The sequence below is a fragment of the Cupriavidus plantarum genome, assembly GCF_905397285.1.
Lineage (GTDB): Bacteria > Pseudomonadota > Gammaproteobacteria > Burkholderiales > Burkholderiaceae > Cupriavidus > Cupriavidus plantarum.
This window is the reverse complement of the sequence record NZ_CAJPUX010000002.1, coordinates 1147722-1171421: the sequence shown is the minus strand read 5'-3', so window position 1 is coordinate 1171421 and position 23700 is coordinate 1147722. Positions and strand designations below refer to the sequence as shown.

At 63.4% G+C, this 23700-nt stretch carries 20 protein-coding genes and 1 pseudogene; 9 read left to right on the top strand and 12 right to left on the bottom strand.

The genetic code is table 11. The features are described 5' to 3' along the window. Positions 1-500 precede the first annotated feature (500 nt). Positions 501-809: a DUF2188 domain-containing protein gene (locus KHP16_RS13990; RefSeq protein ID WP_342344359.1), complete on the top strand. Its 309-nt coding sequence runs from the start codon at positions 501-503 to the stop codon at positions 807-809. Positions 810-1326: 517 nt separating this feature from the next. Here KHP16_RS13990 and KHP16_RS13985 read toward each other — a convergent pair. Both KHP16_RS13985 and KHP16_RS13980 read right to left on the bottom strand, forming a co-directional pair. Then, positions 1327-4626 carry a metallophosphoesterase family protein gene (locus tag KHP16_RS13985; protein WP_211960443.1) on the bottom strand — a complete coding sequence of 1100 codons (3300 nt, stop codon included), beginning with the start codon at positions 4624-4626 and terminating at the stop codon, positions 1327-1329. Between the two features lie 339 nt (positions 4627-4965). Then, positions 4966-6024: an ISNCY family transposase gene (locus tag KHP16_RS13980; protein WP_415831078.1), complete on the bottom strand. Its 1059-nt coding sequence runs from the start codon at positions 6022-6024 to the stop codon at positions 4966-4968. 125 nt (positions 6025-6149) lie between these two features. On the opposite strand from KHP16_RS13980, the gene KHP16_RS13975 reads away from it, so the two are divergent. Together KHP16_RS13975 and KHP16_RS13970 are read left to right on the top strand one after the other, a co-directional pair. Then, positions 6150-7670 (top strand): metallophosphoesterase family protein, encoded by a 1521-nt coding sequence (locus KHP16_RS13975; RefSeq protein WP_244835796.1) that lies wholly within the window; start codon positions 6150-6152, stop codon positions 7668-7670. Next, entirely contained in the window at positions 7670-9001 is a 1332-nt protein-coding gene (locus KHP16_RS13970) for a cytochrome-c peroxidase (protein WP_211960442.1), read from the top strand. Before KHP16_RS13975 ends, KHP16_RS13970 begins: the two co-directional genes overlap by 1 nt. 12 nt (positions 9002-9013) lie before the next feature. Here the strand turns inward: KHP16_RS13970 and KHP16_RS13965 are convergent, their stop codons facing one another. Both KHP16_RS13965 and KHP16_RS13960 read right to left on the bottom strand, forming a co-directional pair. Further along, positions 9014-9823, bottom strand: coding sequence for an ABC transporter permease (locus tag KHP16_RS13965; protein WP_244835795.1), 810 nt, complete (start codon positions 9821-9823; stop codon positions 9014-9016). After that, positions 9820-10416 carry an ABC transporter ATP-binding protein gene (locus KHP16_RS13960; RefSeq protein ID WP_179593615.1) on the bottom strand — a complete coding sequence of 199 codons (597 nt, stop codon included), beginning with the start codon at positions 10414-10416 and terminating at the stop codon, positions 9820-9822. Before KHP16_RS13960 ends, KHP16_RS13965 begins: the two co-directional genes overlap by 4 nt. Positions 10417-10539: 123 nt before the next feature. Between KHP16_RS13960 and KHP16_RS13955 the strand changes: the two genes are divergently transcribed. Further along, a complete protein-coding gene (locus KHP16_RS13955) occupies positions 10540-11487 on the top strand; it encodes a LysR substrate-binding domain-containing protein (RefSeq protein WP_121492630.1) in 948 nt (315 codons plus the stop codon). 13 nt (positions 11488-11500) lie between these two features. Here KHP16_RS13955 and KHP16_RS13950 read toward each other — a convergent pair whose 3' ends face one another. The 7 genes from KHP16_RS13950 to KHP16_RS13920 all read right to left on the bottom strand — a co-directional run bounded on the left by KHP16_RS13950 (position 11501) and on the right by KHP16_RS13920 (position 18480). Next, positions 11501-12487, bottom strand: a complete 987-nt coding sequence (locus KHP16_RS13950) for a bile acid:sodium symporter family protein (protein WP_109584305.1) — start codon at positions 12485-12487, stop codon at positions 11501-11503. A 37-nt stretch (positions 12488-12524) separates the two neighbouring features. Continuing rightward, the gene (locus KHP16_RS13945; protein ID WP_211960439.1) at positions 12525-13625 is read right to left on the bottom strand and encodes an enolase C-terminal domain-like protein; all 1101 of its coding nucleotides are present in this window, start codon (positions 13623-13625) and stop codon (positions 12525-12527) included. Continuing rightward, complete coding sequence (locus KHP16_RS13940; RefSeq protein WP_211960437.1) at positions 13622-14650, bottom strand: ABC transporter substrate-binding protein; 1029 nt, start codon at positions 14648-14650, stop codon at positions 13622-13624. Before KHP16_RS13940 ends, KHP16_RS13945 begins: the two co-directional genes overlap by 4 nt. A gap of 77 nt (positions 14651-14727) precedes the next feature. Continuing rightward, on the bottom strand, positions 14728-15768 hold the full coding sequence (locus KHP16_RS13935) for a carbon-nitrogen hydrolase family protein (RefSeq protein ID WP_211960436.1): 1041 nt from the start codon (positions 15766-15768) through the stop codon (positions 14728-14730). A gap of 43 nt (positions 15769-15811) precedes the next feature. Beyond that, on the bottom strand, positions 15812-16801 hold the full coding sequence (locus KHP16_RS13930) for an ABC transporter substrate-binding protein (protein WP_109584308.1): 990 nt from the start codon (positions 16799-16801) through the stop codon (positions 15812-15814). A 22-nt stretch (positions 16802-16823) separates the two neighbouring features. Beyond that, positions 16824-17684, bottom strand: a complete 861-nt coding sequence (locus KHP16_RS13925; RefSeq protein WP_211960435.1) for an ABC transporter permease — start codon at positions 17682-17684, stop codon at positions 16824-16826. A 25-nt stretch (positions 17685-17709) separates the two neighbouring features. Continuing rightward, on the bottom strand, positions 17710-18480 hold the full coding sequence (locus KHP16_RS13920; RefSeq protein ID WP_109584309.1) for an ABC transporter ATP-binding protein: 771 nt from the start codon (positions 18478-18480) through the stop codon (positions 17710-17712). 423 nt (positions 18481-18903) lie between these two features. On the opposite strand from KHP16_RS13920, the gene KHP16_RS13915 reads away from it, so the two are divergent. The 5 genes and pseudogenes from KHP16_RS13915 (at position 18904) to KHP16_RS13895 (ending at position 23380) form a co-directional block, all read left to right on the top strand. Beyond that, the gene (locus KHP16_RS13915; RefSeq protein WP_211960434.1) at positions 18904-19272 is read left to right on the top strand and encodes a hypothetical protein; all 369 of its coding nucleotides are present in this window, start codon (positions 18904-18906) and stop codon (positions 19270-19272) included. Positions 19273-19475: 203 nt separating this feature from the next. Further along, positions 19476-20117: a response regulator transcription factor gene (locus tag KHP16_RS13910; RefSeq protein WP_211960432.1), complete on the top strand. Its 642-nt coding sequence runs from the start codon at positions 19476-19478 to the stop codon at positions 20115-20117. Between the two features lie 151 nt (positions 20118-20268). Beyond that, a pseudogene (locus tag KHP16_RS13905) lies at positions 20269-21276 on the top strand (zinc-binding alcohol dehydrogenase family protein). Between the two features lie 24 nt (positions 21277-21300). Next, positions 21301-22266, top strand: a complete 966-nt coding sequence (locus KHP16_RS13900) for a helix-turn-helix transcriptional regulator (RefSeq protein WP_211960431.1) — start codon at positions 21301-21303, stop codon at positions 22264-22266. 61 nt (positions 22267-22327) lie between these two features. Then, positions 22328-23380, top strand: coding sequence for an L-dopachrome tautomerase-related protein (locus KHP16_RS13895; protein WP_211960430.1), 1053 nt, complete (start codon positions 22328-22330; stop codon positions 23378-23380). A gap of 17 nt (positions 23381-23397) precedes the next feature. On the opposite strand, the gene KHP16_RS13890 is transcribed toward KHP16_RS13895, so the two are convergent. Further along, positions 23398-23688, bottom strand: coding sequence for a hypothetical protein (locus tag KHP16_RS13890; protein ID WP_211960429.1), 291 nt, complete (start codon positions 23686-23688; stop codon positions 23398-23400). Positions 23689-23700 lie beyond the last annotated feature (12 nt).

The following is a 23700-nucleotide window of genomic DNA, read 5'->3' as shown; positions in this document are numbered from 1 at the left end:
AGCTGATGTACTCGCGGCGATCTCGCGGCCGCGGTCGCCTTTTGTCGCTAGAAGTCGGGGCGATTCCCAGCCTTCGAATCCAAGCTCATGGAGATGAACGTCGGTCTGTAGGGCTCCAGTGCGCTCGGCAGACCGGAACCAGGGTTTCGATGCACGCCCCGCAGTCGCAAGGCGCAAGACAGACCTCAGCCGCGACGAAGCGCTTTCAATGCCTCAGCAGCGAGCGCGGCCCTCCGGGACTTAAGCACGTAGACAGCTTGACGCAGTCGGATTGCTTCCGCCATTGCAGCGGCATCATGGGGCAAAGCCGCCTCCTCCTCTGCCTGTATCCGCGACTCAATTGCATGCAAAACGGCCTCCTGTCTTAGGATAGCCATTTCAAGAGCAGCAAGGTCCTCACCACAGTTCCGCGACGCCATAGTTTTCGCTCCGATCCCGTGGGCGATGCGAATATGACAGTTCCGCTTTCCCATCTTCGTCTCGGAATATAGCAAGACTGTATGACTGGCCGGCAGACAAAGCCCGGTAGCGTTTGTAACAAGATCAACTTCCTTCGCCGGAGACCACGTATGACTTTCAACATCCATGTAATAGCGCATGGCGACGGCTGGGCTGTCGTTGCAACGGGAACAGGCAACCGCACGTATTTCCGGACGGAGGAACAGGCGGTCGCCGCCGGTACCGATCGCGCCAAGAACGAAGGTGTCCCACTGTGGATTCATGGCCCTGACGGTCAGGTTCAAGAACGCAAGTCGTTCGGCCATGAACCGCGGGATGTTAGCGGTAAGGGAGTCCGGTCGCAAGAATAGAGACCTTGTAGCGGGGCAACGGTAGCATCGGTAACGTTGACGCCCCACGTGAGGATGGGGTGTACCTGCACCTGCTGTGTTATGACGTCACCAACGAACAGCACTGTCTCGTCGCGCGAGCGGATCTCGATCGCCATGTCCCCGGGCAGGTGTCCCGCAAAATTCCAGCTCGAGGGGCCTCATACGGGAATTGGCGGACGTCAGAGACCGGCCATTTGCTGACATTAGGCATCCGTTGCGGCTATGTCGCCTTTCGAGTTGCCTTCTGCCCTACACGGATCCCGTCCTGGGCGAAGCGATTCATTGGCCATGGCATCGGGTCGCATGCAAATCGTCCGCCCCATTGGGAGCCGGGATAGCCGCAGTCCCCAACACCCGCTGACGGGGGTCCGCAAAACCTAATTCGCAGAATGTTGGCACCCCGAATCCCCACCGAGGTGGGAACTGTATCCTATACGTTGCGGCACAGAGTGGTTCACAACACGCCGCTAACCGGCACGGCAAAGTGAAGCACGGACTAGGCCTCCAAGGTGATTTGCAACCGCTCCGCCCGCACCATAAGGTAGGTCCCTTCGGCGCTCTCCGTTGGCATTCCGCGGGACAACAAACTCGCCAACTGTTCGATATACGACTGCTCACGCGAATCTTCGCCGTAGATCCGCCAGATAAAGGAACTATGACGGAACAGTCTGAGCAAGTTCTCCACGTCGGACCTTTCGTAGAAGTGCCGCCAAAGTCCGTCATGGCATCGGTGAAACAGTGTGCCAATGCGCTCGTTGTAAAGATAGTGATACGCTTCGATAAGGCCAGAAAGCTCGTCCGGAGTCAGGCCTTCAGCGCCGTTCTTGACCAGCCCAGCGATCTCCACAATGGCTTGTGCTGCACTATATGGATCGTTATTCCGCTTAGCGCTTGCGGCAATGGTAAGTAACTTGGCGCGTCGTTCGCCGACGGGGCCGTTGCTGTTGTTCGCGAGAAAGAAAGCGATCGTGTTCGCTGTTGTAACAGCCTTTTTGCCTCGAGCACGCGCTTCAAGATCTCTGAGCTTCTGGAAACGGTTTGGGTCCTCCGAACTCAATTGAAGTATCAGAGATTCGGCCTGCATGGCCGAAAACGTTGCTTTGCCCAGAGAGACGACTTTCCCCGCAATCTCCTTCGCCTTGGCTTGGTTGGTATGCTGCAATGCCAAGGCCCAGTTCAGGAGCAGCCGTTGCTTGGTTCGTCGCTCGAGTTTGACATTTTCAAGTTCTTCATACAGATTGATGGCCAAGTCCCTCTGGCCAAGCATGCGCTGACAACGCGAGAGATTGTATTTAAGCCAATTGCGATCGTCCGCATAAGTGCCCGTATCGGGAATGAGCTTCAGGAAATCCAGGCAAGCGGTCACGCTACTCCGATAGTTGTCGCCGCTGCTAAGATTGGCAATGAACAATCTAGCAAGTAGGACCGCGCGGCTCAAGCGCGTCGAATCATCCACTTCCACCGCCCGCTGCAGAAGGGCGTTGATGACCGCGTGCGGATTGCCGAGTCCGCCATCGCCGCCTAACGCCTTCTTTAGATCTTCCGATCGGATGCTCCGCGGTTCGCCCACATTCCATTTGTCGCCAAAATAAATGGCAGCAGCGCGGCCATTGCGCAGATCAATTTCCACCGGCGACAGGATAGACTCGACCGTCTGTCTGACGACCTGCTTCGCCACCAGCTTCCGACCGACGTTCGCGCCAGGATACTTACCCTCCAGCGCCAGCGCGCTGACAACGGGTTCTATCAAGCCCCGATCCGCCAATATGGCGGCCTGCAATGGATAGAACGGGAACTGCGGATCAAAGCGTTTGACTCTGGCAAGCGTCTCTCCGTATGGAAAAGCGGAGAGGGCCACCAGTAGGCCGAATGCTCGCGCGACGTCGGGGTTCGGCGAATTTCTCAGGCTCTCAATGACAGGTAACAGCCCGTCATGGCCGACGATTGCACCTGCAGCGGGCCGAGGGCTGGTCAGCCTCAGCTCCACTAGTTCAGGTAACGAAATAAACTCCAACTCCCGAAGGATCGAATCAATCTCGACCGGCAGACCGCCCGTCAAGCGCAGAATTTCGCTGACTTCGTTCGGGCCAGCTAAACTGGCTCCGCCCTGTGGGTGATTGAGCAGATAGGCCTGGACATCGGCCTCGTCCAACGGCTTTATCTCAACGGTAGCGAAGCCTACAGAATTCGGAAGTTGTCGCGAGACAAGGATGACCACGCTGTTGGTACAGTACTCCAGCGTCGCATTTACAATGCCGCTGATTTCTTCTTCCCAAGCGGCGCTTTCGGGCGCCGTCGAACGTGAAACAGGGACGTCCTCCAACAGCAGCAAGACTCGATCGACGCCAGAGATAGACTTGCAGAACTCTTGGAAACTGTACCCTGTTTGCAGTGCGAACTTGGCAAAGAACGATTCCCGATCCGTGTAGTCCTGCAGGTCGAGACGGTAGGTCGCGGTCATCGGCGAGGGCAGCGTCGCAAGGACCGACGAGATGAAATCATCGGCAGCATACCCCCAGTCTGCCGAGAGCCAAGCCACGCGACGCGCCTCAATGGCGGCTTTGAGCTTGCGTTGTTCGATTCTGCGAACGGCCGCATGCTGGATGGCGGATCTAAGCGGATGGCTCCTCATTTCCGGCGCCGCTCCTTGGGCTGCCATCGCGGCTTCCTGCTGTGGATTGCCAAAGCTCCTTGTCGGCGGTACGACCCCCAGCCCTGCACTCCCCTGCAGACCGGCAAGGTTGCCAAGGCCCAGTTCGAAGTTGTTCTGTTCGCTGAGGTCAAAACTGATGTCGGGCGCGAAGCGACGGGCTCCGGAACCGACCACGGTATCGATGCGCGGCCAGACCCGGATCCGCCCCGCATCGAGTTCTAGCCTTGCGCCAGTGTAGCCATGAACTCTATCGATTTTCCCGGCGCCGTACTTGCGCAGGCCGTACAACGAAGCAGCCTGGAATGAATTTCGTTCCGCACTCCCCCCGTCTCTTCTACTTTGAATTGACGGCTCATGCATGTGCCCGTAGAGATGGGCGGTGAATCGACCGGGCGGATAAATCTCACCATGAAGGTGTCGCAAGGCAGGCTCCGCAAGCCAGCTCTCCGGGTGATGCGTGATCAAGAGATTGATATGGTTTGCACGACACCAAGCGTCTGGATCCCCTCCCGTTACCGCAAGGAGCTGCCGAACGTCAAGATCCAGCTTGGGCCCGTCAGCATCGAACAGTTGCAAATACGTGGAATTCAGTCCGACCAGCCCAAGGCGCAACTCGTCCTTAACGAGGACACACGAAGTGTCCCCGGGAAGGGCACCTTCGGTCCCAGTGCATAGCGGAAATCCGCTGTCGATGAGACGGCGGCGAAAACACGTGTAGTTCGAAAAGGCGTTATTGATGAAGGTGCGATAGGAATTTTCCTGCGACTTCCAGAAGGCCTCCTTGACGTTCCCGTTCTCCCACCATGAGCGCAGCGCAGCCGTAATTGGATCGTATGGATCGGGCCGGACTAGGTCATGGTTTCCGGGGACCATGAACAGCGAAGGTTTGCAGCCATATTTGTCGAACTGCTCCCACAGGCGACCAAGCAATCGCTCTAACGTGTCAAAGTTGACGGATGTCCCACGCTGAGTAAGATCACCCGAGAAAATGACTAGATCCACGCCGCCCATCGACGGAATGATACGATCCAGATCATCGAAAAAATTGGTCTGCAACGTCGGCCACAGCCAGTCCTGCGTATCCTGACCCGCATGCAAATCGCTAATATGTAGCCACCGAAGGTGCTTGTTACTGTTATCCATCTGTGCTCTTATTGAATTGTTGTTTGCTCACAGCAAAAATCAGCAGTTGCGAGCTCAATTCGCACCGGGCGGTCCTGTTGCCAGTCTTATTGTCTCAAGGCGCAGATGTTCGGACTTAGCGATCCGGCATCGTGCGAGGGCTTGCTTAGCTAGGCGACTTCGACCGATATGATCATTTTGAAGTCGTACCTTACAAGCCTCTGATTTTAAGCTTGCGGCGCGACGCTCTATCTTACACGTTGCATACGTCGCATTTCGAGGGGAATGACGGCTCATCGGTGTAATAGGGCCGTCCACCTCGCAACAGTTGGATGTCTCAGAGGGGTCGGAAGCCGCCGGTCATTCGACATGCGGTACGCCCTGAGTCGGGTCATCGTCCGACACTGCGGCCAGCGGACTTTGCCGCATCGCGCGCTCCAGATCGAGGCGGTTGATTTGTCGCTGGCGTCGCGCGCCCGGTGTGACAGGCTGAGGGCCTGGCGGCACGCCTGACATGGTGCGCGACGGCCCCTCGTAGTGCCGATTGTCGCGTAGCGCCTGCACCTTCTGCGCAATCCCCAGTACATGGCCCAGCCGCTTGTTCTCGACGATCGCGGCCTGGTCGACCTCTGGATAGCGATAGTGGGTGGTGTAGGGCAGGGAGGTGTCGTCGGCCCATAGCTCGATTGCGCCGTAGGGATATTCGGCCACCTCGATGTAGCGATGGATCAGCTGCCGGTGCCCCGAAAGGTCCTCGAGCAGGTACAACGTCTTGTCGTACTGGAGGCTCAGGCTATGGGTGACCTTGCGCCATTCGCGCCAACAGATGCGCCGTAAGTCCTCATGGTTGTGTAGCGGCCGATGGGCGTTGAAATCGCTGCGTGGCACCTTAGCGAACCGGGCGTTGAAGTCGGCGATGAAGGCGGGCGCATACGCGTTGGCGTTGGCCATCGAGCTGATGCCGCGCAGGCGCAGCTCCTTCACCAACCGGTTGTCCAGCGTGCCATTCATCCGTTCGACTCGGCCCTTGGCCTGGCTCGTATTGGCGCACAGGATGTCGATATCGAGTTCGAACAGCGCTCGGCCGAGCTGCGTATAGCCGCGGCCCTCGGGCGTTTGCTGGCGGTTTGCGCGGAAGATGCCAGCTTTGTCGCTGTAGAACGCCAGCGGCTTGCCGTGTCGCTCGATATAGGCACGCGTGGCGGTGAAATACGCGAGCGTCGATTCGGTCGGCGCGAACAGCAGCTGCATCAGCTGGCCAGTCGCATCATCGACGAAAACCAGCAGCGTGCACGCCGGCGAACGGTCCTCGAACCATGCATGGTCGCTGCCGTCGATCTGAACGAGCTCGCCGAGGCAGGCGCGCGGTTGCGCGGCTAACGGACCGTGGGTGGACAACTTAACGCCAACACCCACCACTCGTATAATCCATCTTATGTTAAATACGTGAAGCACCACGTAAGGCCCCATCCTTCCGCCCGTCACGCCCGTTTCACATCGCTCATATAACGTCCCCACCCGACACCGGGAAGAACGAGAACGATATGAGCCTACAAAAGAAGAACGCTTTCATCTGGCTTGCAGGTACAGCGGCCATCGCCGCAATGGTTGCGCTGCATGGCTGTGGGAGTGATGACAATAACAGTGGCGGCGGCAATGTGCCGCCTGCTTCGGCGCCGGCGGCTCCCGCGCCGGATGCGGCTACAGCCAGTGCGAATATTCAGGCCGCGTGGGTGGAGATTGGGGATGGGAACCGGGCGATCGCGCGGGTGGTGACGCGTTATGTGGCCGAGGCTGGCGCGGGGGCCAATGCGGCGTGTCCGTTGTTGACGGTCGATGGCGCCGCGGCGCGTATGACGTTGCGCGTGGGGCCCGCGACGGTGCCGCTGCGTACCACCGCCAGCGCGGCGGCCGATTCGAAGGCTTCGGAGTTTCCGGTTTCGGTTTGCGAAGCCACGCTGCCGGCCACTGCCTCCAGCGCCGCGGTCGGCGCGCAGCCTTTGCCGCTGCCCAAAGCCACGCCGCAGCGCATCGTCGTGCTCGCCGATACCGGTTGCCGGCTGAAGAAGGCTGACAATGCATGGCAGGCCTGCTCCGATACCGAGGCCTGGCCGCTGGCTGCGCTGGCTACGACGGCAGCCGGCTTCAATCCCGATCTCGTGCTCCATATCGGTGACTACCACTATCGCGAGAACGCCTGTCCTCCCGATATCGCCGGTTGCCAGGGCAGCCCGTGGGGCTATGGCTGGGATACCTGGCAGGCCGATCTGTTCAAGCCGGCCGCACCGCTGCTCGCCAAGGCGCCGTGGATCGTCGTGCGGGGCAATCACGAGGAGTGCGCGCGTGCCGGTCAGGGTTGGGCGCGGTTCCTCGATACGCGTCCGTATGACGCCACGCGTTCGTGCGACGACCCCGCCAACGATGCCGTCGCCAACTATGCGGATCCCTATGCGGTGTCGCTCGGCGGCGGTTCGCAGGTGATCGTGTTCGACTCCGCCAAGGCCGGCAAGACCGCCCTCGCCACCAACGATCCGCAGTTTATCGCCTATCAGAAGCAGTTCCAGACCGTTGCAACGCTGGCGGCGAAGACCGGCATGACCACGACGATCTTCACGAATCACCATCCGATTCTCGGCTTCGCGCCGGTCGCCGGCGCCAACCCCGCGCCCGGTAACCTCGCGCTGCAATCGGTGATGTCCAGCCTCAACGCGCAGGCCTACTATCCGACCGGCATCCAGCTCGCGCTGCATGGCCACGTGCACGACTTCCAGGCCATCAACTTTGCCTCGGCGCATCCCGCCACGATCGTTTCCGGCAACGGTGGCGACAACCTCGATGTCGCCCTGCCCGATCCGCTGCCCGCCGGCAGCGTTCCGGCAACCGGCACGACCATCGATCGCATCACGCATCATGCGAGCTTCGGCTTCCTCGTGATGGACCGTCATGCATCGCCGGCCACCGGCTGGCAGTTCAAGGCCTACACCAAGGCCGGCGAGCTGCTGGCCACCTGCGACCAGACCGGCAGCACGCTCACCTGCGACAAGACCGGTTTCCTGACGCCTTGATGCGGTTGGCTTCTCCCTGGCTTGCTTTCGGCGCCGCCCTGCTCTCCTGGGCGGCCGCCCTGCCCGCTGTCGCTGCAACGGCCAAGCAAGCGGTGCTGCTCCCCGGCGCGCCGCCGGCTACGGTGATCGCGACGATCGGCAACGGCACACCGAAGGTCACCGCCAAGGTGGACGCCACCGCCGCGGTGTTCCGCCCGGACCCAACGCTGGTGGCCCTTGGCAGGCGCGCGTTCTTCGATGTCCGCCTGTCGATGCCACGCGGGCAATCGTGCGCCAGCTGCCACGATCCCGCCCGGGCGTTCTCGGCCACGCTGCCTCACGATACGCCGGGCGTGACGCAGGGCAGCCGCCCCGGGCACTTCAGCCTGCGAAATCCTCCATCGCTGCTATACGTGCGCTATGTCCCGCGCAGGCATTTCTATCAGGACGACGATGCCCCGGCTGCCTCGCCTTTCGGCGGGCTCTTCGCCGATGGCCGTGCCGACACGCTGGCCGAGCAGGTTCGCGGCCCGCTGCTCGACCCGAACGAGATGAACAACGGCTCGCCTGACCGGCTGCTACGCAATGTCAACGCCACCGAGCTTGCCCCTGCCCTCGCCGCGCAGTTCGGCCCCGCGGTACGCAAGGATCCCGAAGCGATGCTGCGCGCGCTGGGTGCCGCCCTGCAGGCGTACATGCAGAGCGACGAGATGGCGCCGTTCACCTCTCGGTTCGACGACTACCTCCGCCATCGCACGCCGCTGACGCCACAGGAAACCCGCGGTCTTGCGCTGTTCAAGAACCCGGACAAGGGCAACTGCATGAGTTGCCATACGTTGTCCGATACGGCGAGCCGACCGGAGCGCTCCCTGTTCACCGACTTCGGCTACGATGCCATCGCCGTGCCGCGTAACCGTGCGCTGCCCGCGAACCGCGACCCCCAACACTTCGATAACGGCCTGTGCGATACCGCGCGGCGGTTGCGATGGCCGGAACCCGAGCAATGGTGTGGGTACCTTCGCACGCCCGGTCTCCGCAATGTCGCGGTACGCCAGCGATTCATGCATAACGGCGTGTTCACCACGCTGCGTGACGCCGTCGCGTTCTACAACACGCGGACGATCGATCCCGGCAAGTGGTACGCGGGTGGAAAGGTTTTCGACGACGTCCCGGCCGCGTATCGCGACAACATCAACGTCAACTCTCCGCCGATGAACCGCAAGCCCGGTATGCCGGCCGCGCTCACGGAAGATGAAATCGATGACATCGTGGCGTTCCTGCGCACGTTGACCGATGCGGCATATGTCGGCGCAATGGTCGATGCTGTGCCGAAGCCTCAGGGAAAGCGATGAAAGCGGCAATGCTCAACGACGCACCAGCCGGTCCAGCCGCAGCCGATGCCGGTCGTCGGTCAACCGCCGCATCGCCAGCAGCGCCGCCACCGTGACGCCGATCATGCTGCCGCCGGCCAGCAGGAACATCAGCAGGATCTGATACTGGGCCGCGGCGATGGGGTCCATGCCCGCCAGGATCTGGCCTGTCATGATGCCCGGCATCGTGATGATGCCGGCCGCCGCCATCGTGTTGAGCGTCGGCATCAATCCCGTCCTGACGCCCTGCTTCACCACACCGCGCAGCGCCGTGAACCGATCGTCGCCGAGTGCCAGTCGCGCTTCGATGGCCGCGCGCTGATGCCATACCGCGTTGAAGGTGGCGCCGAGCGTCAGGCTCGCGGCGTTCATGACGTTGCCGAGCACGATGCCCGCGAGCGGTATCGCGTGGCGCGGGTCGTACCAGGGGGTCGGCTGCAAGGCAGTAGTCAGCGCGAGAACGGTGACGAGCACCGTGGGGATGAAGACGGACGCCGCGCCAATCGCCACGTGCACAGGCCCGGCGAGCCGTCGCTCCTGCCGGGCGCCGACTTCGCGCGCGGCGGCCGCGATCATCACGGCCACCGTGAGCGCGGTGATCCATGGGGATGCCAGCCCAAACACGATTCTCAGCAGGAAGCCCACGACGAGCAGCTGCGCGACCATGCGCACCGCCGCCCATAACAAGGCGCGATGCACGCCAAGCGACAGCATGAACGACGCCGCGGCGCTGGCCACAACGAAGCCGCTGGCGAGAACCAGGTCCGTGACGGAAAGCGGATCGGGCGCGATGGTGCTGGTCATCGAACCGTCTCCAGTCCATGAGGGCTCATTCGATAGTGCGCGTTGCCCATCCGGGCCGCCTGCTCGTCGTGATGCGACACCATCAGGACGCCGGCGCCGGCTTCCAGCCGCTGCCGCAATACCGCCTCGACCGCGCGCGTGGAAGCCTGATCGAGCCCCGAGGTCGGCTCATCGAGCAGCAGCATGTCGGGCTTGCGGACCAGGGCGCGGATCAGCGCGAGCCGCTGCTTCTCCCCGGTCGAGACGCGGCTCACCGGAGAAGACAAGATCGCTGGAGGCAGGCACATCGGCCCGAGCAAGGCGCGCGCCGCCTCGACGTCCGCCATATGCGCCCCGACTTCGTCTTCCCACCAGCCGGATTCGGCGGGGACATAGACGACCCGCCGCCGCCATTCCGGGGCGCTGACGTCCTGTCGAGACAAACCGTCGAGCAAGACATCGCCTTCATTGGGATCGAGATCGGCAATCATTCTCAGCAGCAGACTCTTGCCCGACCCGGACGGCCCGCTGAGCAGCACGCACTGCCCGCGCGGCACGCTGAGCGAAAACGGACCGCGCCCGACGCCCACGACTCCCGACACCTGCAACCCCATATCTCCTCCAACATTCACCAACGCCCTCATCACCATGCGGCGCGCATGCCGCTGGCGATGGCATCATCCACTGGCCCGACTCCTGCTTACATGCAGGGAGCCCTGATCAGTCATCTGTCCCCTATGTCCGCCATTTCCTCCCGCCTGCCTCCCATCCACTGCCTTCTGGCGTTCGAAGCCCGCGCAAGGCTCGAGAGCGGCGTGCTCGTCGCGAAGGAGCTCAACATTACGCCGAGCGCCGTCAGCCATCGCATCCGGCAACTGGAAGACTTCACGAACCTGACCCTGTTCACCAAGGTCAACGGGAACATCGTGCTGACGCCCGACGGGCAATCGTATCTGGAAACCGTTCGCGGCGCCCTCTACGCGCTCAGCTATTTTCCCTCGCGCGGCCGCGCCGCCCGGCCCAAGCAGAAGCTGCGCCTCAGCTCGCCGCCCACGTTCGCGGCCCGAATCCTGGTTCCCAGACTTGCGGATATCCGGGAGCAGTTCCCCGCCATCGAGGTGGATATACAGCTGTCTGTGCCGCTGATCGGAGCGAAGGCCGAGCCCGCGGATATCGATTTCCGGTTTGGGGATGGCAACTACCCAGGACGCACGGTCGTGAAGGTGCTGGACGAGAAAGTCGTCGCGGTATGCCATCCCGAGTTCACGCGGCGGCACGGCCCGTTCAAGAAGGTGGCCGACCTGCGTCCGGACCATCTGCTCCGCTGCTCCATCGACCCCTGGCGGCCATGGTTTCAGGCAGCGGGCCTCGATTGGTCCGAGCCCGAAAGCCATTTCTCGTTTTCAGACGTGGGGTTGTTCGCGGACGCCGCCGCGCATGAGGCTGGCATTGCGCTGGTGCGGCCCAGCATGGTGGAGGAGCACATCGAAAGCGGAAGGCTGGCCGTGCTGTTTCCCAGCATCATGGCCGCGCCCTACTACGCCTACTACGCCACGTGCACGCCGGAGTCGTACCAGCGCCCTGAAGTGGAAGCGTTCATTCGCTGGCTCGAGGACCACCTGTACGATCCGGCCAGCCGTTACAAGCTGCCCCGGAAGCCGGTCCGGCGTGCCTCGGTCGCATGATGCGCGCCGGAACTCAGCGGAGGCGGCGCGCATAGCGCCGCGCGAGCACGGCGCAGACCATGAGCTGGATCTGATGGAACAGCATTACCGGAAGCAGGATCACACCCACCGTACTGCCCGCGAAGAGAATGCTGGCCATCGGCGCGCCACTGGCCAGGCTCTTCTTCGACCCACAGAACATGATCGTGATCTCGTCCTCCTTGCTGAAGCCGAGACGGCGTGCGGTCCACACGGTGAGGGATAGCGCCACGGCCAGCAACCCGGCGTCGATCGCCATCAAACCGCCCAGTTCGCTCCAGCTGACCTGCCGCCAGAGTCCTTCGGCAACGGCGGCGCTGAACGCGGCATAGACGACGAGCAACACGGAACCCTGATCCACGGCTTTGAGCAGGCGCGCGTTGCCGGTAACGAAGGACCCGATCCATGGGCGCAGCAAGTGTCCGGCGGCGAAGGGAACGAACAACTGCAGCGTGATGCGGCCGATTGCGTCGAAGCTGCCGGTGGCCGTGGTCGCGTCCGGCCGCGCCATCAACAGGCCGACCAGCAGGGGCGTGACCACGATGCCCAGCAGCGTCGACGCCGATGCGCTGCACACGGCGGCGGGAATGTTGCCTCGCGCCATCGACACCATCGCGATGGAAGACTGTACCGTCGATGGCAGCATGCACATGTAGAGCACGCCAAGATAGAGCGCGGGGCCGATCCATCTGGCGAGCAGGGGCTCGAACAGGACGCCCAGTAACGGGAACAACAGGAACGTGCTGCCCAGCACCATGCCGTGCAGACGCCAGTGACCGATGCCGGCCAGAATGGCTTCACGCGAGAGGCGTGCGCCATGGAGGAAGAACATCGCGGCCACGCCAGCCGCGGTGAGCTGCCGGACGACGGTTTCCGCCGCGCCGGTGGCGGGAAACAGACGGGCAAGGACAAGCGCCCCGACCAGCATGAGCGTGAAGCGATCGGGGAGATAGAGCGAACCAGGAGTGGACTTGGCGGACATGGAAGACAGATTGCGGGAAGTCAGGAAAAAGACGCGGTCAGCGGAGGTACTGTTGCAACCGGTCCTCCCGCCACGCCACGCCACTGCCCGGCAGATCGCGGACGCGGGCGCGACCATCGCGCACCTCCAACGGATGCTCGAGAATCGGGTCCGCCATGCGAAAGACCTCGAGCAAATGGGCGCCCGGTGTCACCAGCATCAGATGCGCGCTTGTCTCCTGATAGAAGTGATTCGACACCGCAACATGCCGCGCGGCGCAGATGGCGCTGGCCTGCTGCCAGCCCGTCACGCCACCGACCTTCCCGAGGTCGGGCATCATCAGGTCGGACGCGCCCGCCTCGAGACTGGCGGCGACCTGTGTGGGTCCCCACAGGTTCTCGCCCGCCTGAATGGGCGTGGTGACATGGCGCGCGATCTCCGCGTGCCCCGCAAAGTCGTCGAAGCGCGTCGGTTCCTCGATCCACGTCAGCCCGTAAGCATCGAGGGCCTTGCAGCGGACCAGCGCCTCCGCCACTGTCAGACTCTGGTTGTAATCGATCAGCAGCGACGCCCGATCCTCCATCGCCGCGAGCGCCGCCTCGACGACCGTGAGGTCCGCGCCCAGCGTCGGATGCCCGATCTTGATCTTGATGTGCCGATGTCCCTCGCCAAGCGCCTGTTCGACGTTGCGGCGCGTCTGGTCAGCATCCTCCATGCCGAAGCTCGCGTACACGGGGATGTCCCGGGGCCGCGACAGGTCGGCACCGAGCAATGCGGCGAGCGGCTGCCCGAGGAACTGGCTCCAGGCATCCCAGAGGGCCATGTCGATGGCCGACAGCACCATGTCGAGCAGCCCCGCCGTGCCCAGCAGCCTGAACTGGCTGCGGAGCTGCTGCATGGCCCCATACGGTGCCAGCGGTTGCCCCTCCAGCGCCCTGGCCACATCTTGCGTCAGGCGCGCGGCGGCCTCCAGCACCGTCGGCGTGTAGCAGAACAGATAGGCATGCCCGGTGATCCCGGCGCTGGTGCGGATGTCGAGAATCACAAGCGGCGCGGCGTGCATCATGCCGCTCGCCGTGCGCAGCGGCTGCTCGAACGGGACGATGGCCCGGCGCACCTGCGAGGTGCCGATCGACGGCACGCTGGCATGGGCCGTCATGGCTGGTCTCCCAATGCCGCGCGGATGTAGCGGCGCGATACGATGGCGTCGTACGCCGGCATGGTCTTGAGATTGCCGAGCTCGACCTGCGTGGCCATCGAGTTCCTGAACGCCTCCGGCGAGACATCGACGGATGTGGAATAGATGCGCTCGCCGATCATCCGCTTGACGGCGGCGTCGACCACGGCCGGATCCAGCGTCGGGAACTGGCGCCGCGCAATCGCCGCGGTACCGGCGACATCCCGCTGCATATAGACCAGCGCGGCCTGAAGGCCTTTGACGAAGCGTGCGGCGGTATCGGGGTCGACGTCGCGGCGCGCGCTGATCGCCGCGACGGTATAGGCATCGGCCATGCTCGTGAAACTGTAGACGACCTTCATGCCCTGCGCGACGGCCTGGTCGAGCCCCGGCTGGTACAGCACCGCGAACTTGGTCTGCCCCGCCAGCAAAGGCCCCGGCTCGGAGCCGATCTGCACCTGCGTCACCTTGACGTCTCCACCCGCCTTCAGCCCATTCTGCTTCAGCAGCTTCATGAACATCGAGGTGCTGGTGGTAGGCATCATCCCCGTGGCCACCGTCTGGCCCCGGAGGTCGCCGACCGACTCGAACTTTGCATCGGGCGCGGCGGCGATCCAGAACGATGGGCGGCTGACCACGCTCGCGATGACCTGGACCGATGCGCCCTTCTCCACCGCGATCGCACTCCACTCGGGCCCGTGCAGCGAGAAATCGGCAGTCCCGGACAGGAGCGCGGACAGCGCCGCATTGGCCGATCCGGCGGTCTGCTTGGTCACGGCGAGCCCTTCCTTGTCGAAGAAGCCGCCGTCGATGGCGACGTAGACCGGTAGCAGCTGGATCGACTGGAACAGCTGCGCGAGCACCACTTTCCTGCTTTCCGCCATGGCGGGGGGCGCCATCGTCAGGATCAGCAGCGCGGTGGCGGCGCATTGCAGCAGGGCGCGCAGGGAGATTCGGGAGATTCGCGGCGAGCGGGATCGCGGGAAGGGAATCGTTTGGATCGGCATGGGTGGGATACGCGTTGACGTGGCGGAAGCGCCCGCCCGATGGCGGGCGGAGCGGGATTGCGATGCGCTGGCTACGCTCAGCCAGCGATCTCGAGCTCGGGGACGCCCTTCCACTGCGGCTCACCGTACTCGGGCTCGGCCGGGCCGTTGCTGAACGTGGCCGGGCTGTGCGCGTTGCGGTTCACGCCGAAAGAGAAGACGTCGAACCGGTTGTAGTACCCCACCACATCCTGGAACTGCTTGGGCACGACGCACTTCGCCACGTCGATCTCGGCGTACGCGATGCCCTCCCCGTCGCGAATCACCTCGCTGATCGGCGCGCCATCCGGTCCGAGGATCATCGACACGCTACGCGACGCCTCATCGATATTGCGATGCACGGCCGTATTCCCGCGGGACAGCATGTCGATGACGTCGGGCTGCAGGAAGCTCGACGAAACGATGTTGAACAGCTTGCCCTCGAACGCGTGCGCGCCGGCGCGCAGCCGGATCGAAGCTTCCAGGTCGTACGCGGGCTGGCCCGCCGGATGGGTCGGGAAGCGCGGCGAAAAGCTCGAGATGTGCACGTTCTCGCCCTGGGACATGAGCGCGAAGCGCGCGAGCGCGTTGGTGTTCTCGCCGCAGATCAGCGCGCCGAGACGGCCCAGGCGCGTATCGACGACGCGCAACCCGCTGCCGTCGCCCATCGTCCACACGAGTTTCTCGAAATGCGTGGGCATGAGCTTGCGGTGACGGTTGAGGATGCTGCCGTCGTCCCCGATCAGCACGTTGGTGTCCCAGACGCAGCCGACGCTGTTTGGGGTGGCCTCATTGATGCCGATCGATACGAATACGCCGTGCTCGCGCGCGGTCCGGCGAATGCGAGCCATCTCGGGCCCGTCGATCGTGATGGCGGATGCCGCGAACTTCGCGAAGAACTCGTGCGTATCGACCGGTGCCCACACACCGGCCCAGACGGGGAACGCGGAGATGAATGCCTCGGGGAACACCACGAGCTCCGCGCCGTTGCGCGCCGCCTCTGCGATCCAGTCGCACGCCTTGTCGGTGCAGGCGTCCTGATCGAAGAATACGGAGGAAATATGGCAGGCGGCGGCCTTGAATTTCGGATAGGTCTTCATGAGAATTGGCTGTGTCTTCTGGTGCGGAGGTTGAGCGGGAGCTTCAGCGAGCGCCGGCGCGGACGAGCGCGCGGTCGATGACCGAGCGCGCGATCAACGTGTCGTAGGCAGGCTGGCTCTTGAGGTTGCCCAGCGCGATCTGCGTGGCCATGGCCACCCGTAGCGCGTCGGGCGAAATCGCGACCGTGGTCGCATAAACCTGTTCGTCGAGCATGCGCTTGACCGCGGCTTCGACGACCTGAGGTTCGACTGACGGAAACTCCTTCTTCGCGATCGCGACGGCTTCCGCCGGATGGCTGGCCATGAAGCGCATCGCCAGCTCCAGCGCGGCGACGAAACGCTCGGCGGTATCCGGATCTACCGACTTGCGCGCCGTAATGCCGGAGAGCAGATAAGGTCCGTACTGTTTCGGGAAACTGTGCACGACCTTGAAGCCCCTGGCGACGGCCTGCTCCAGCGCGGGCTGATAGAACACGCCAACGGTCGCCTGGCCCGCCAGCAGAGGCCCCAGCTCGGCGCCGGCCTGCACCTGCTTGATGGTGATCTTTGCCGCGGCGGGATCGACCTCGCTGTCGTTGAGCAGCTTGTTGAACAGCGACGTGCTGGCGATGGGCATCATCCCTGTCGACACGGTTTGCCCCGCGAAGTCCTTCGGGCCGCTGTAGCTCAGCTTTGGCGACGCGGCGATCCAGACCGCGGCGCGGTTGACGATGCCGGCGACCACCTGCACATCCGCGCCCTTCGACGCGGCGATCGCGGTCCATTCCGGACCATGCAGGGAAAAGTCGGCGCTGCCCGAGATCACCGCCGATAGCGCGGCATTAGGCGAGCCCGCGGTCTGCTTGGTCACCGCGAGGCCTTGCTTGTCGAAGAAGCCCTGATCGAGCGCGACGTACAGCGGCAGGAACATCACCGACTGGAACAGCTGCGAGACGACGACCTTCTTCTGCGTCTGTGCCGTGGCGGGCACGCTGGCGATGAGTGCCGACGCGCAACCCAGGGCGATGGCGAATCGCTTGAACGATAGTTTCACGATGAGATCCCGATGATTGATGTCAGACGTTGAGCGTGGCGTGGTGCGTGTCTTCCTTCCACGGCAACAGCTTTCGCTCGACGTAGTCCACGACGAAGTAGAGGCCGAAGCCGATCACCATCAGCATGAACAGGCCGGCCCACACGGTATTGAGGTCATACAGTCCGGACGCCGTGAAGATCATGTGTCCGAGGCCATGTTCCGAGGAGATGAACTCCCCCACCACCGCGCCGACGAGGCCGAAGCCGATGTTGATGTGGAAGGTCGAGATGATGGCGGGCAGCGACGAAGGCACGATGACCTTGAAGAAGATCGCCCTCTTGTCCGCGCCCAGCGTGACGAGCAGCGTCTGGAAATCCAGATCGGCGTTCTTCGCCGCCTGATACGCCGCGATCAGCGCGACGATGGACGTGAGCGAGACAGCCAGCGCGACCTTGGAGATGAGCCCGGTGCCAAACCAGAGAATCACGATCGGGCCGAAGGCGATCTTGGGGATGCTGTTGATGGCGATGATGAACGGCTCGGTCAGCCGCGCGACGAACGGCGAGTACCAGAGCGCGAGCCCCAGCGCCGACCCCGCGATGGTGCCGATGGCGAAGCCCAGAATGGCCTCGAACAGCGTGTAATAGCTGTCTTGCCACAGCTGGCCGTCGGCGGCGCCGCGTACGAGGGATTTCCAGATCTCCGCGGGGGAACCGACCATGAAGGCGGAGATCCATCCCGCATCGACGCCGAACTGCCACGCGCGCAGCACGAGGGCCGCGATGAGAAGCTGCAACAGCGATCGGCCCCACACGCTGTCGAAGCGGCTGCGGGTCTTGGTGTTCTTGCTTGGGGCGGGCGCGGCGGCGGCCGGTACCGTACTGGTCATGGCGCGACTCATGATGATTTCCTGGAGGGTGTGGGGATCAGTGCTTGCGCGTCTGGATATCCAGCTCCGCGCATAGCTGATGGAAGTAGCCGGAGAAGTTCGCGTGGCTGCGCGCGCCGATCGGCGATTTCTCGTTGATGTCGATGTCGTACACGTGCTTGACGTGCGACGGCTTTCCCGCCAGTACGACCACGCGCTTCGACAGCGCCACGGCCTCATCGATATCGTGCGTGACAAGGATCACCGTCTTCTTGAACGTGTCCACCGCGTCCAGCAGCACGCTTTCCAGATACAGGCGCGTCTGGTAGTCGAGCGCCGAGAACGGTTCGTCGAGCAGCAACACATCGGGGTCGGAGATCAGCGTTCGGATGAGCGCGACACGCTGGCGCATGCCGCCCGACAGCGTCTTGGGGTACGCCTTCTCGAAGCCCGCGAGGCCGAACGTATTGAGGTACTCCATCGCGTTCTCGCGCGCCTCACGCAGCGGCAGGTTCTGCAGTTCGGGCGCGAGCATCACGTTCTCCAGCACCGTGCGCCAGGGAAACAGCAGGTCGCGCTGCATCATGTACCCGACCTTTCCGCGGAGTCCGGTCACCTGCTGGCCACGGTAACTGATCTCGCCCGTGTCCGGATCGATCAGGCCCGCGATGATATTGAAGACGGTGGTCTTCCCGCATCCGCTCGGACCGATGATGCTGACGAAGTCCTGCTCGTTGACGTCGAACGTCAGGCCACCGAGTACGTCGACGGAACGTCCTTTCGACTGGAAAGATTTCTTGATGCCCTTGAGGCTGAGGAGCGTGTTCATGTGGCCGCCTTGGTGAGTTGCGTATGCCCTCATCATTACGGAGAGATGCCAATGCGCAAATTGAAAGACATGAACACGACGATGCAAATTTTCTCAACGCGCGAGCGGGCGCGTTGAAATGCATCGTTATGGTGAGCAACGCCGAATGAGGATGTGTCGGCGCGCGGCCCTGTCTCGTCTCGTCGACGGTCGCGTACGACGATCCGCACAGCCGCCGGATGCGCCGAAGTTGGGCAAGCGAAGCCCGCCGCAGGCACAAACACAGGGCACTTTCCGCGCGACCGCAAATTGCTGCGGCTAGCGCTTGTTGCTAAGCTGCGCGAACAGATCCCGATAAGACCCGCAAGAACACCAGCATACGCAGCGCATGCTTCGACTTGCCCGTGCGATCAATGTCCGATCAACCTGCTCGCGGAGGCACGCTTGCGAACGTTCGAAGCCTCGCTACGGCTCTATAGCCAACATGTCGACCTGAACGCGCTCTGCCGCGATGCCAATCTCCTGCCGTGCGGTGTGCCGATGGACCCTCCGCACGGCAACGGATTCTGTGTCGTGCCCCTCGACTTTCGTGACATGGATCTGCAGGACGCGGTGGCCGCAGTGTGCAGCGATCTCGCGCCGCATCGGCAATCGCTCCGCCAGCTCCGGAAGCGCGGCGGCGAAATCGAGCTGTCGGTCATCTGGTACGCCGCGGGCGCCGCATCGGGGTCGGTGGACGCGAAGCGGCTCAAGCAGCTTGGCGAACTAGGCATCGATCTCGCCATTTCGGTTTATTCGAGCCGCCGCGTCTGAGGTGCACCGCGCTGAACTGACGGCGCCGCACGCGCGCTGCGGTCCGGCGTGTCGCAAAGCCGCCCACCGTTTCCAAAATGCACAAGTCTGGCGCCCATGCGCCGGGGGTTGGCCGAATCCGACCATGACTTCGGCACAACGAGACCATCCGGCATGCCGCATCGCACTTATGATGGCCCGGCGTTTGCAATTCATACCTTGCCATGACACACAGTTCGACTGCCGAGAGCGCGTTGCCGATCGTCTACATCATCGACGACGACCCGCTGATGCTTGCATCGCTCGATCTGCTTCTCCGCTCCGTAGGGCTTCGCATTCGTGCATTCGAGAGCACCGAGGACTTCCACCCGGAAGTCATCGAAGATGCGCCGGGCTGTGTGCTGCTGGACGTGAGGCTCAGAGGCGAGAGCGGCCTGATGTTCCAGCACCGTGAGCGTCACGCCCTCCAGATGCCGATCATTTTCATGAGCGGCCACACGGACGTGCATGCCTGCGTCACCGCGATGAAGGCGGGCGCCGTCGATTTCCTGACGAAACCCATGGCCGAGCAGCAGGTCATCGATGCGGTCATGGGCGCGCTCAGTCTCGATGTCAAACGGCGCGAGGACGCCCGTGCGCGCGAGACGGCCATGAGCACGTTCAACACGCTCACCACGCGCGAGCGCGAAGTGCTCGTGCGCGTGGTGGCGGGCGCGCTCAACAAACGGATCGCGGCCGACCTAGGCATCAGCGAGGTCACGGTGAAGATTCATCGTGCCTCGGTCATGCGGAAAATGCACACCCCTTCCCTGCCCGATCTGGTGCGGGCATCGCAGGCCATCGGCATCGTGCCGGTGAAATGCTGACGGCATCGCTGCATGTCCGAATTCCGCATCATAAATGTCGTTTCGAACCCGCACCGATTGCTGCACTATATCCAATGTCGGCCAGCGCGCCCGTGTTCGTAGCGAACGCGAGGGCGTGGGCTGGTCTCGTCCCAACCCATCAGGAAGAAGCATGAAGGCCATTGTCTACGCCAAGGCGGGATTACCCATTGTCGATCCGACCGCGCTATACGAAGCGGAGCTCCCCGTCCCCACGCCCGGAGCGCGAGATCTTCTCGTGAGGATCCAGGCCATCGCGGTCAATCCGGTCGATAGCAAGCTTCGCCTCGGCGTTTAGCCCGAAGTGCCTCGCGTGCTGGGATGGGATGCCGTGGGTGTCGTGGAAGCCGTCGGCGCGGAAGTGAACATGTTCGCGGTCGGCGATGAGGTCTGGTACGCGGGCGACATTACAAGACCAGGCTCTTATGCCGAGTACGGCCTTGTGGACGAGCGGCTGGCCGCCCGACGCCCCCGGTCCCTGACGGCATCCCAGGCCGCCGCACTGCCGCTGACGACGATCACCGCGTGGGAGCTACTGTTCGACCGGCTCGGCATCGCGGAAGGTGGCGGCAGTGGGCAGACCCTGCTGGTGATCGGCGCCGGTGGCGGCGTCGGTTCGATTCTCGTACAGCTTGCGCGCAAGCTGACGGACCTCAAGATCGTGGGGACCGCCTCGCGGGCAGAGAGCCAGGCATGGGTGCGCGAGCTCGGCGCACACCATGTCATCGACCATGGCGCGCCGCTGCTTCCGCAACTGGCATCGGTGGGCATTGCCGCCGCGGACCACGTCATCAGCCTTACGCACACGGATACGTACTACCGGCAGATCGTCGAGCTGCTCAAGCCGGAAGGACAACTGGCGCTGATCGACGACCCCGCGACGCTGGACGCGATGCCGCTCAAGCGGAAGTCGATATCCTTGCATTGGGAGTTCATGTTCACCCGCTCGATGTATCGCACGCCGGACATGATTCGCCAGCACGCACTGCTGGACCGTGTGGCAACGATGATCGATGAAGGCGTATTGAGGACGACGGTGGGCGAACACCTCGGCAGCATCAATGCAGAGAACCTGCGTCGCGCGCACGCGGTCATCGAGAGCAACAAGGCGTTGGGAAAGCTGGTGCTTGAAGGCTTCTGACGGCGTTCGAGAGCGGAAACGAAGATGGTCGAGCTGAACACATCGATCCAGCGATGGTCCACGGATGATGTCGAACCTCACCTGAGGAGCGCATACTGGATCGATGCGATCGGCCACTCGCTCGCAAGGTGCGAGATAGAGATTGCGCAATCGGAGGGATTTCGCGCGACGCTGATGTCGGGCGGACTTGGTCCGCTGGCCATCAGCAGGACGCAGGCCAGTGCCGACCGAACGGTTCGGAGAAGCCGCCACGTTATCGCGGCGGATCTGCGCGAGCGCTTTTACCTCGTCACCTCGACATGCGGTCCCTGGACGGTACGGACCCGGACAGGCAGTGTGAATCTGCTCGCCGATGATGCCGTGCTGCTAAGTTCCGCGCGCGAACACGTCATGCATCTCCCCGCGGATACCTGCGGGTTCTTCGTGGAGTTGCCGGCTTCCTGGGCACACCGATGGCTCCTCTCGGTGGACGATCACGTCGGGGTGCCGATGGACGCTTCGAGGGGATGGTCGCGGGTATTATGCGCATTCGTGGCCCAGATGCTGGTGGATTTCCCGTATGCCTCGCCAGTCGATGGCGCCATGCTTGCGGACGAACTTGGCGCGCTGGTCGCGCGTGCGCTTAATCCGCCAGGCGAGATGCCGGTGCGACGCCCGCCCGAGCCCATGCAGAAGATCCTTCACTGCATTCGCGACAGGCATCGAGAGGGCGGACTTGCCGCCGCCGATATCGCCACGGACCTTGGCATGTCGATCCGCACCCTTCACCGCCATCTGGCAACGCTGGGCACGTCGATGTCGCAATGCCTGATGCAAACACGCATCGAGTCGGCCAGAGCCATGCTGGCGAGTCCCGCGCTCCGCACGCTGAGCATCGCGGAGATCGGACATCGCTGCGGCTTCAGCGATGCCTCGCATTTCATCAAACAGTTCCGGCGGATCACGGCGATCACGCCCGGCCGTTTTCGCCGCGAAGCCCTCCCCGAATGAGGATCGGAAGACAATGATACGGAAACGGTTGGTGTTGTTGGCGCTGACGATGGCATGCGCCATGACGACGGCGAGCTGGGCCGCCCCCGTCCTCGAGGTCGTCGCCGAGAGCGACAGCATGATCTGGAACGCGGTGGCCGTCGATGACGACGACCGCATCTACGTCGCGGGCCCTCGCTGGACCGGCTCCAGGGGGCCATCCGTGGCGAGCGTGGCGAGCGATGGGACGCTCATGCCGTTCCCCGATGCCGCATGGAATGCCGACGGCCCATCCGATCCCACCGAGACCCGGTTCGTCAATGTCAATGCCCTGCGTCGCGACGGCAAGGGACAATTGTGGATCGTCGATACAGGCGTGAGCGGCTTCGGCGGCACGGTGTTGCCGCGCGCGGCCAAGCTGGTCGTCGTCGATCTCGGGTCCGGGCGGGTCGTCCGCGTGATTCCACTCGGCCCGGACGTGGCGCGGACCCACAGCTATATCGACGATATCCGGTTCCACGGCGAGCATGCCTATCTGACCGATGCTGGCGACCCGGGGCTCATCGTGCTTGATATCCGCACCGGTTCCACGCGACGCGTGCTGGACGGCGCGCGGGCCACGACCGCGCCGGCGGATCGGCCCATCATCATCGATGGACGCGTCCTGCTGGGTGCGGATGGCGGCCCGCTGCGGGTTCACGCCGATCCGCTCGAAGTCAGCGCGGATGGCCGGTGGCTTTACTTCGGGCCGCTCGAGGGTCCATGGTCCAGGATCGAAACGCGCTGGCTCGACGATCCGGCGATGAGCGCGGACCAACTGGCAGGCAAGGTGCTCCCCTGGCGCGATCTGCCGCCAATGGGCGGCTCGGTCATGGACCCTTCCGGAAACATCGTCTACTCCGATCTTGCCTCGAATGCGCTGATCCGAATATCTCCGGAGGGTGATACGCAAACCGTCATCGTCGATTCGCGGTTGCATTGGGTCGACGCACCGGCGTTCGATAGCCGCGGACGCCTGTACCTTCCCGTTCCTCAGCTGGACCGCATTGGGTTGTTCAACGGCGGGGAGGATCGTGTCAGGCGCCCTGTCCGCCTCTATCGGCTGGATGCCCTGCCTTGGAAGACCATGCGCTGATCGGACCGCAACGTCTCTCAGGGCAGGACCATCGGGTCGCGAACCTGCTTGCGGATCGGATCGCGCATCGCATCGCCGATGGGGAGCATCTGGGCCGCGTTCACGCGGAAGCACGGCTCGCCATCGAGGCCGCCCGGCGGACGCGGGATCGGGCGACCGAGATCATCGTTGCGTCGCAGTTGCGGCTGGTGCGCGGGCTTCGGCACGAGACGCCCCCGCGCGAAGCGATTCCTGTCTGGCAATCCACGGACGTCGAGGCCGAAGGCCGTCTGCCGCTGCGATTCAGGCAAGCGCAGTTCTTCCAGCATCTTTACGCGGGA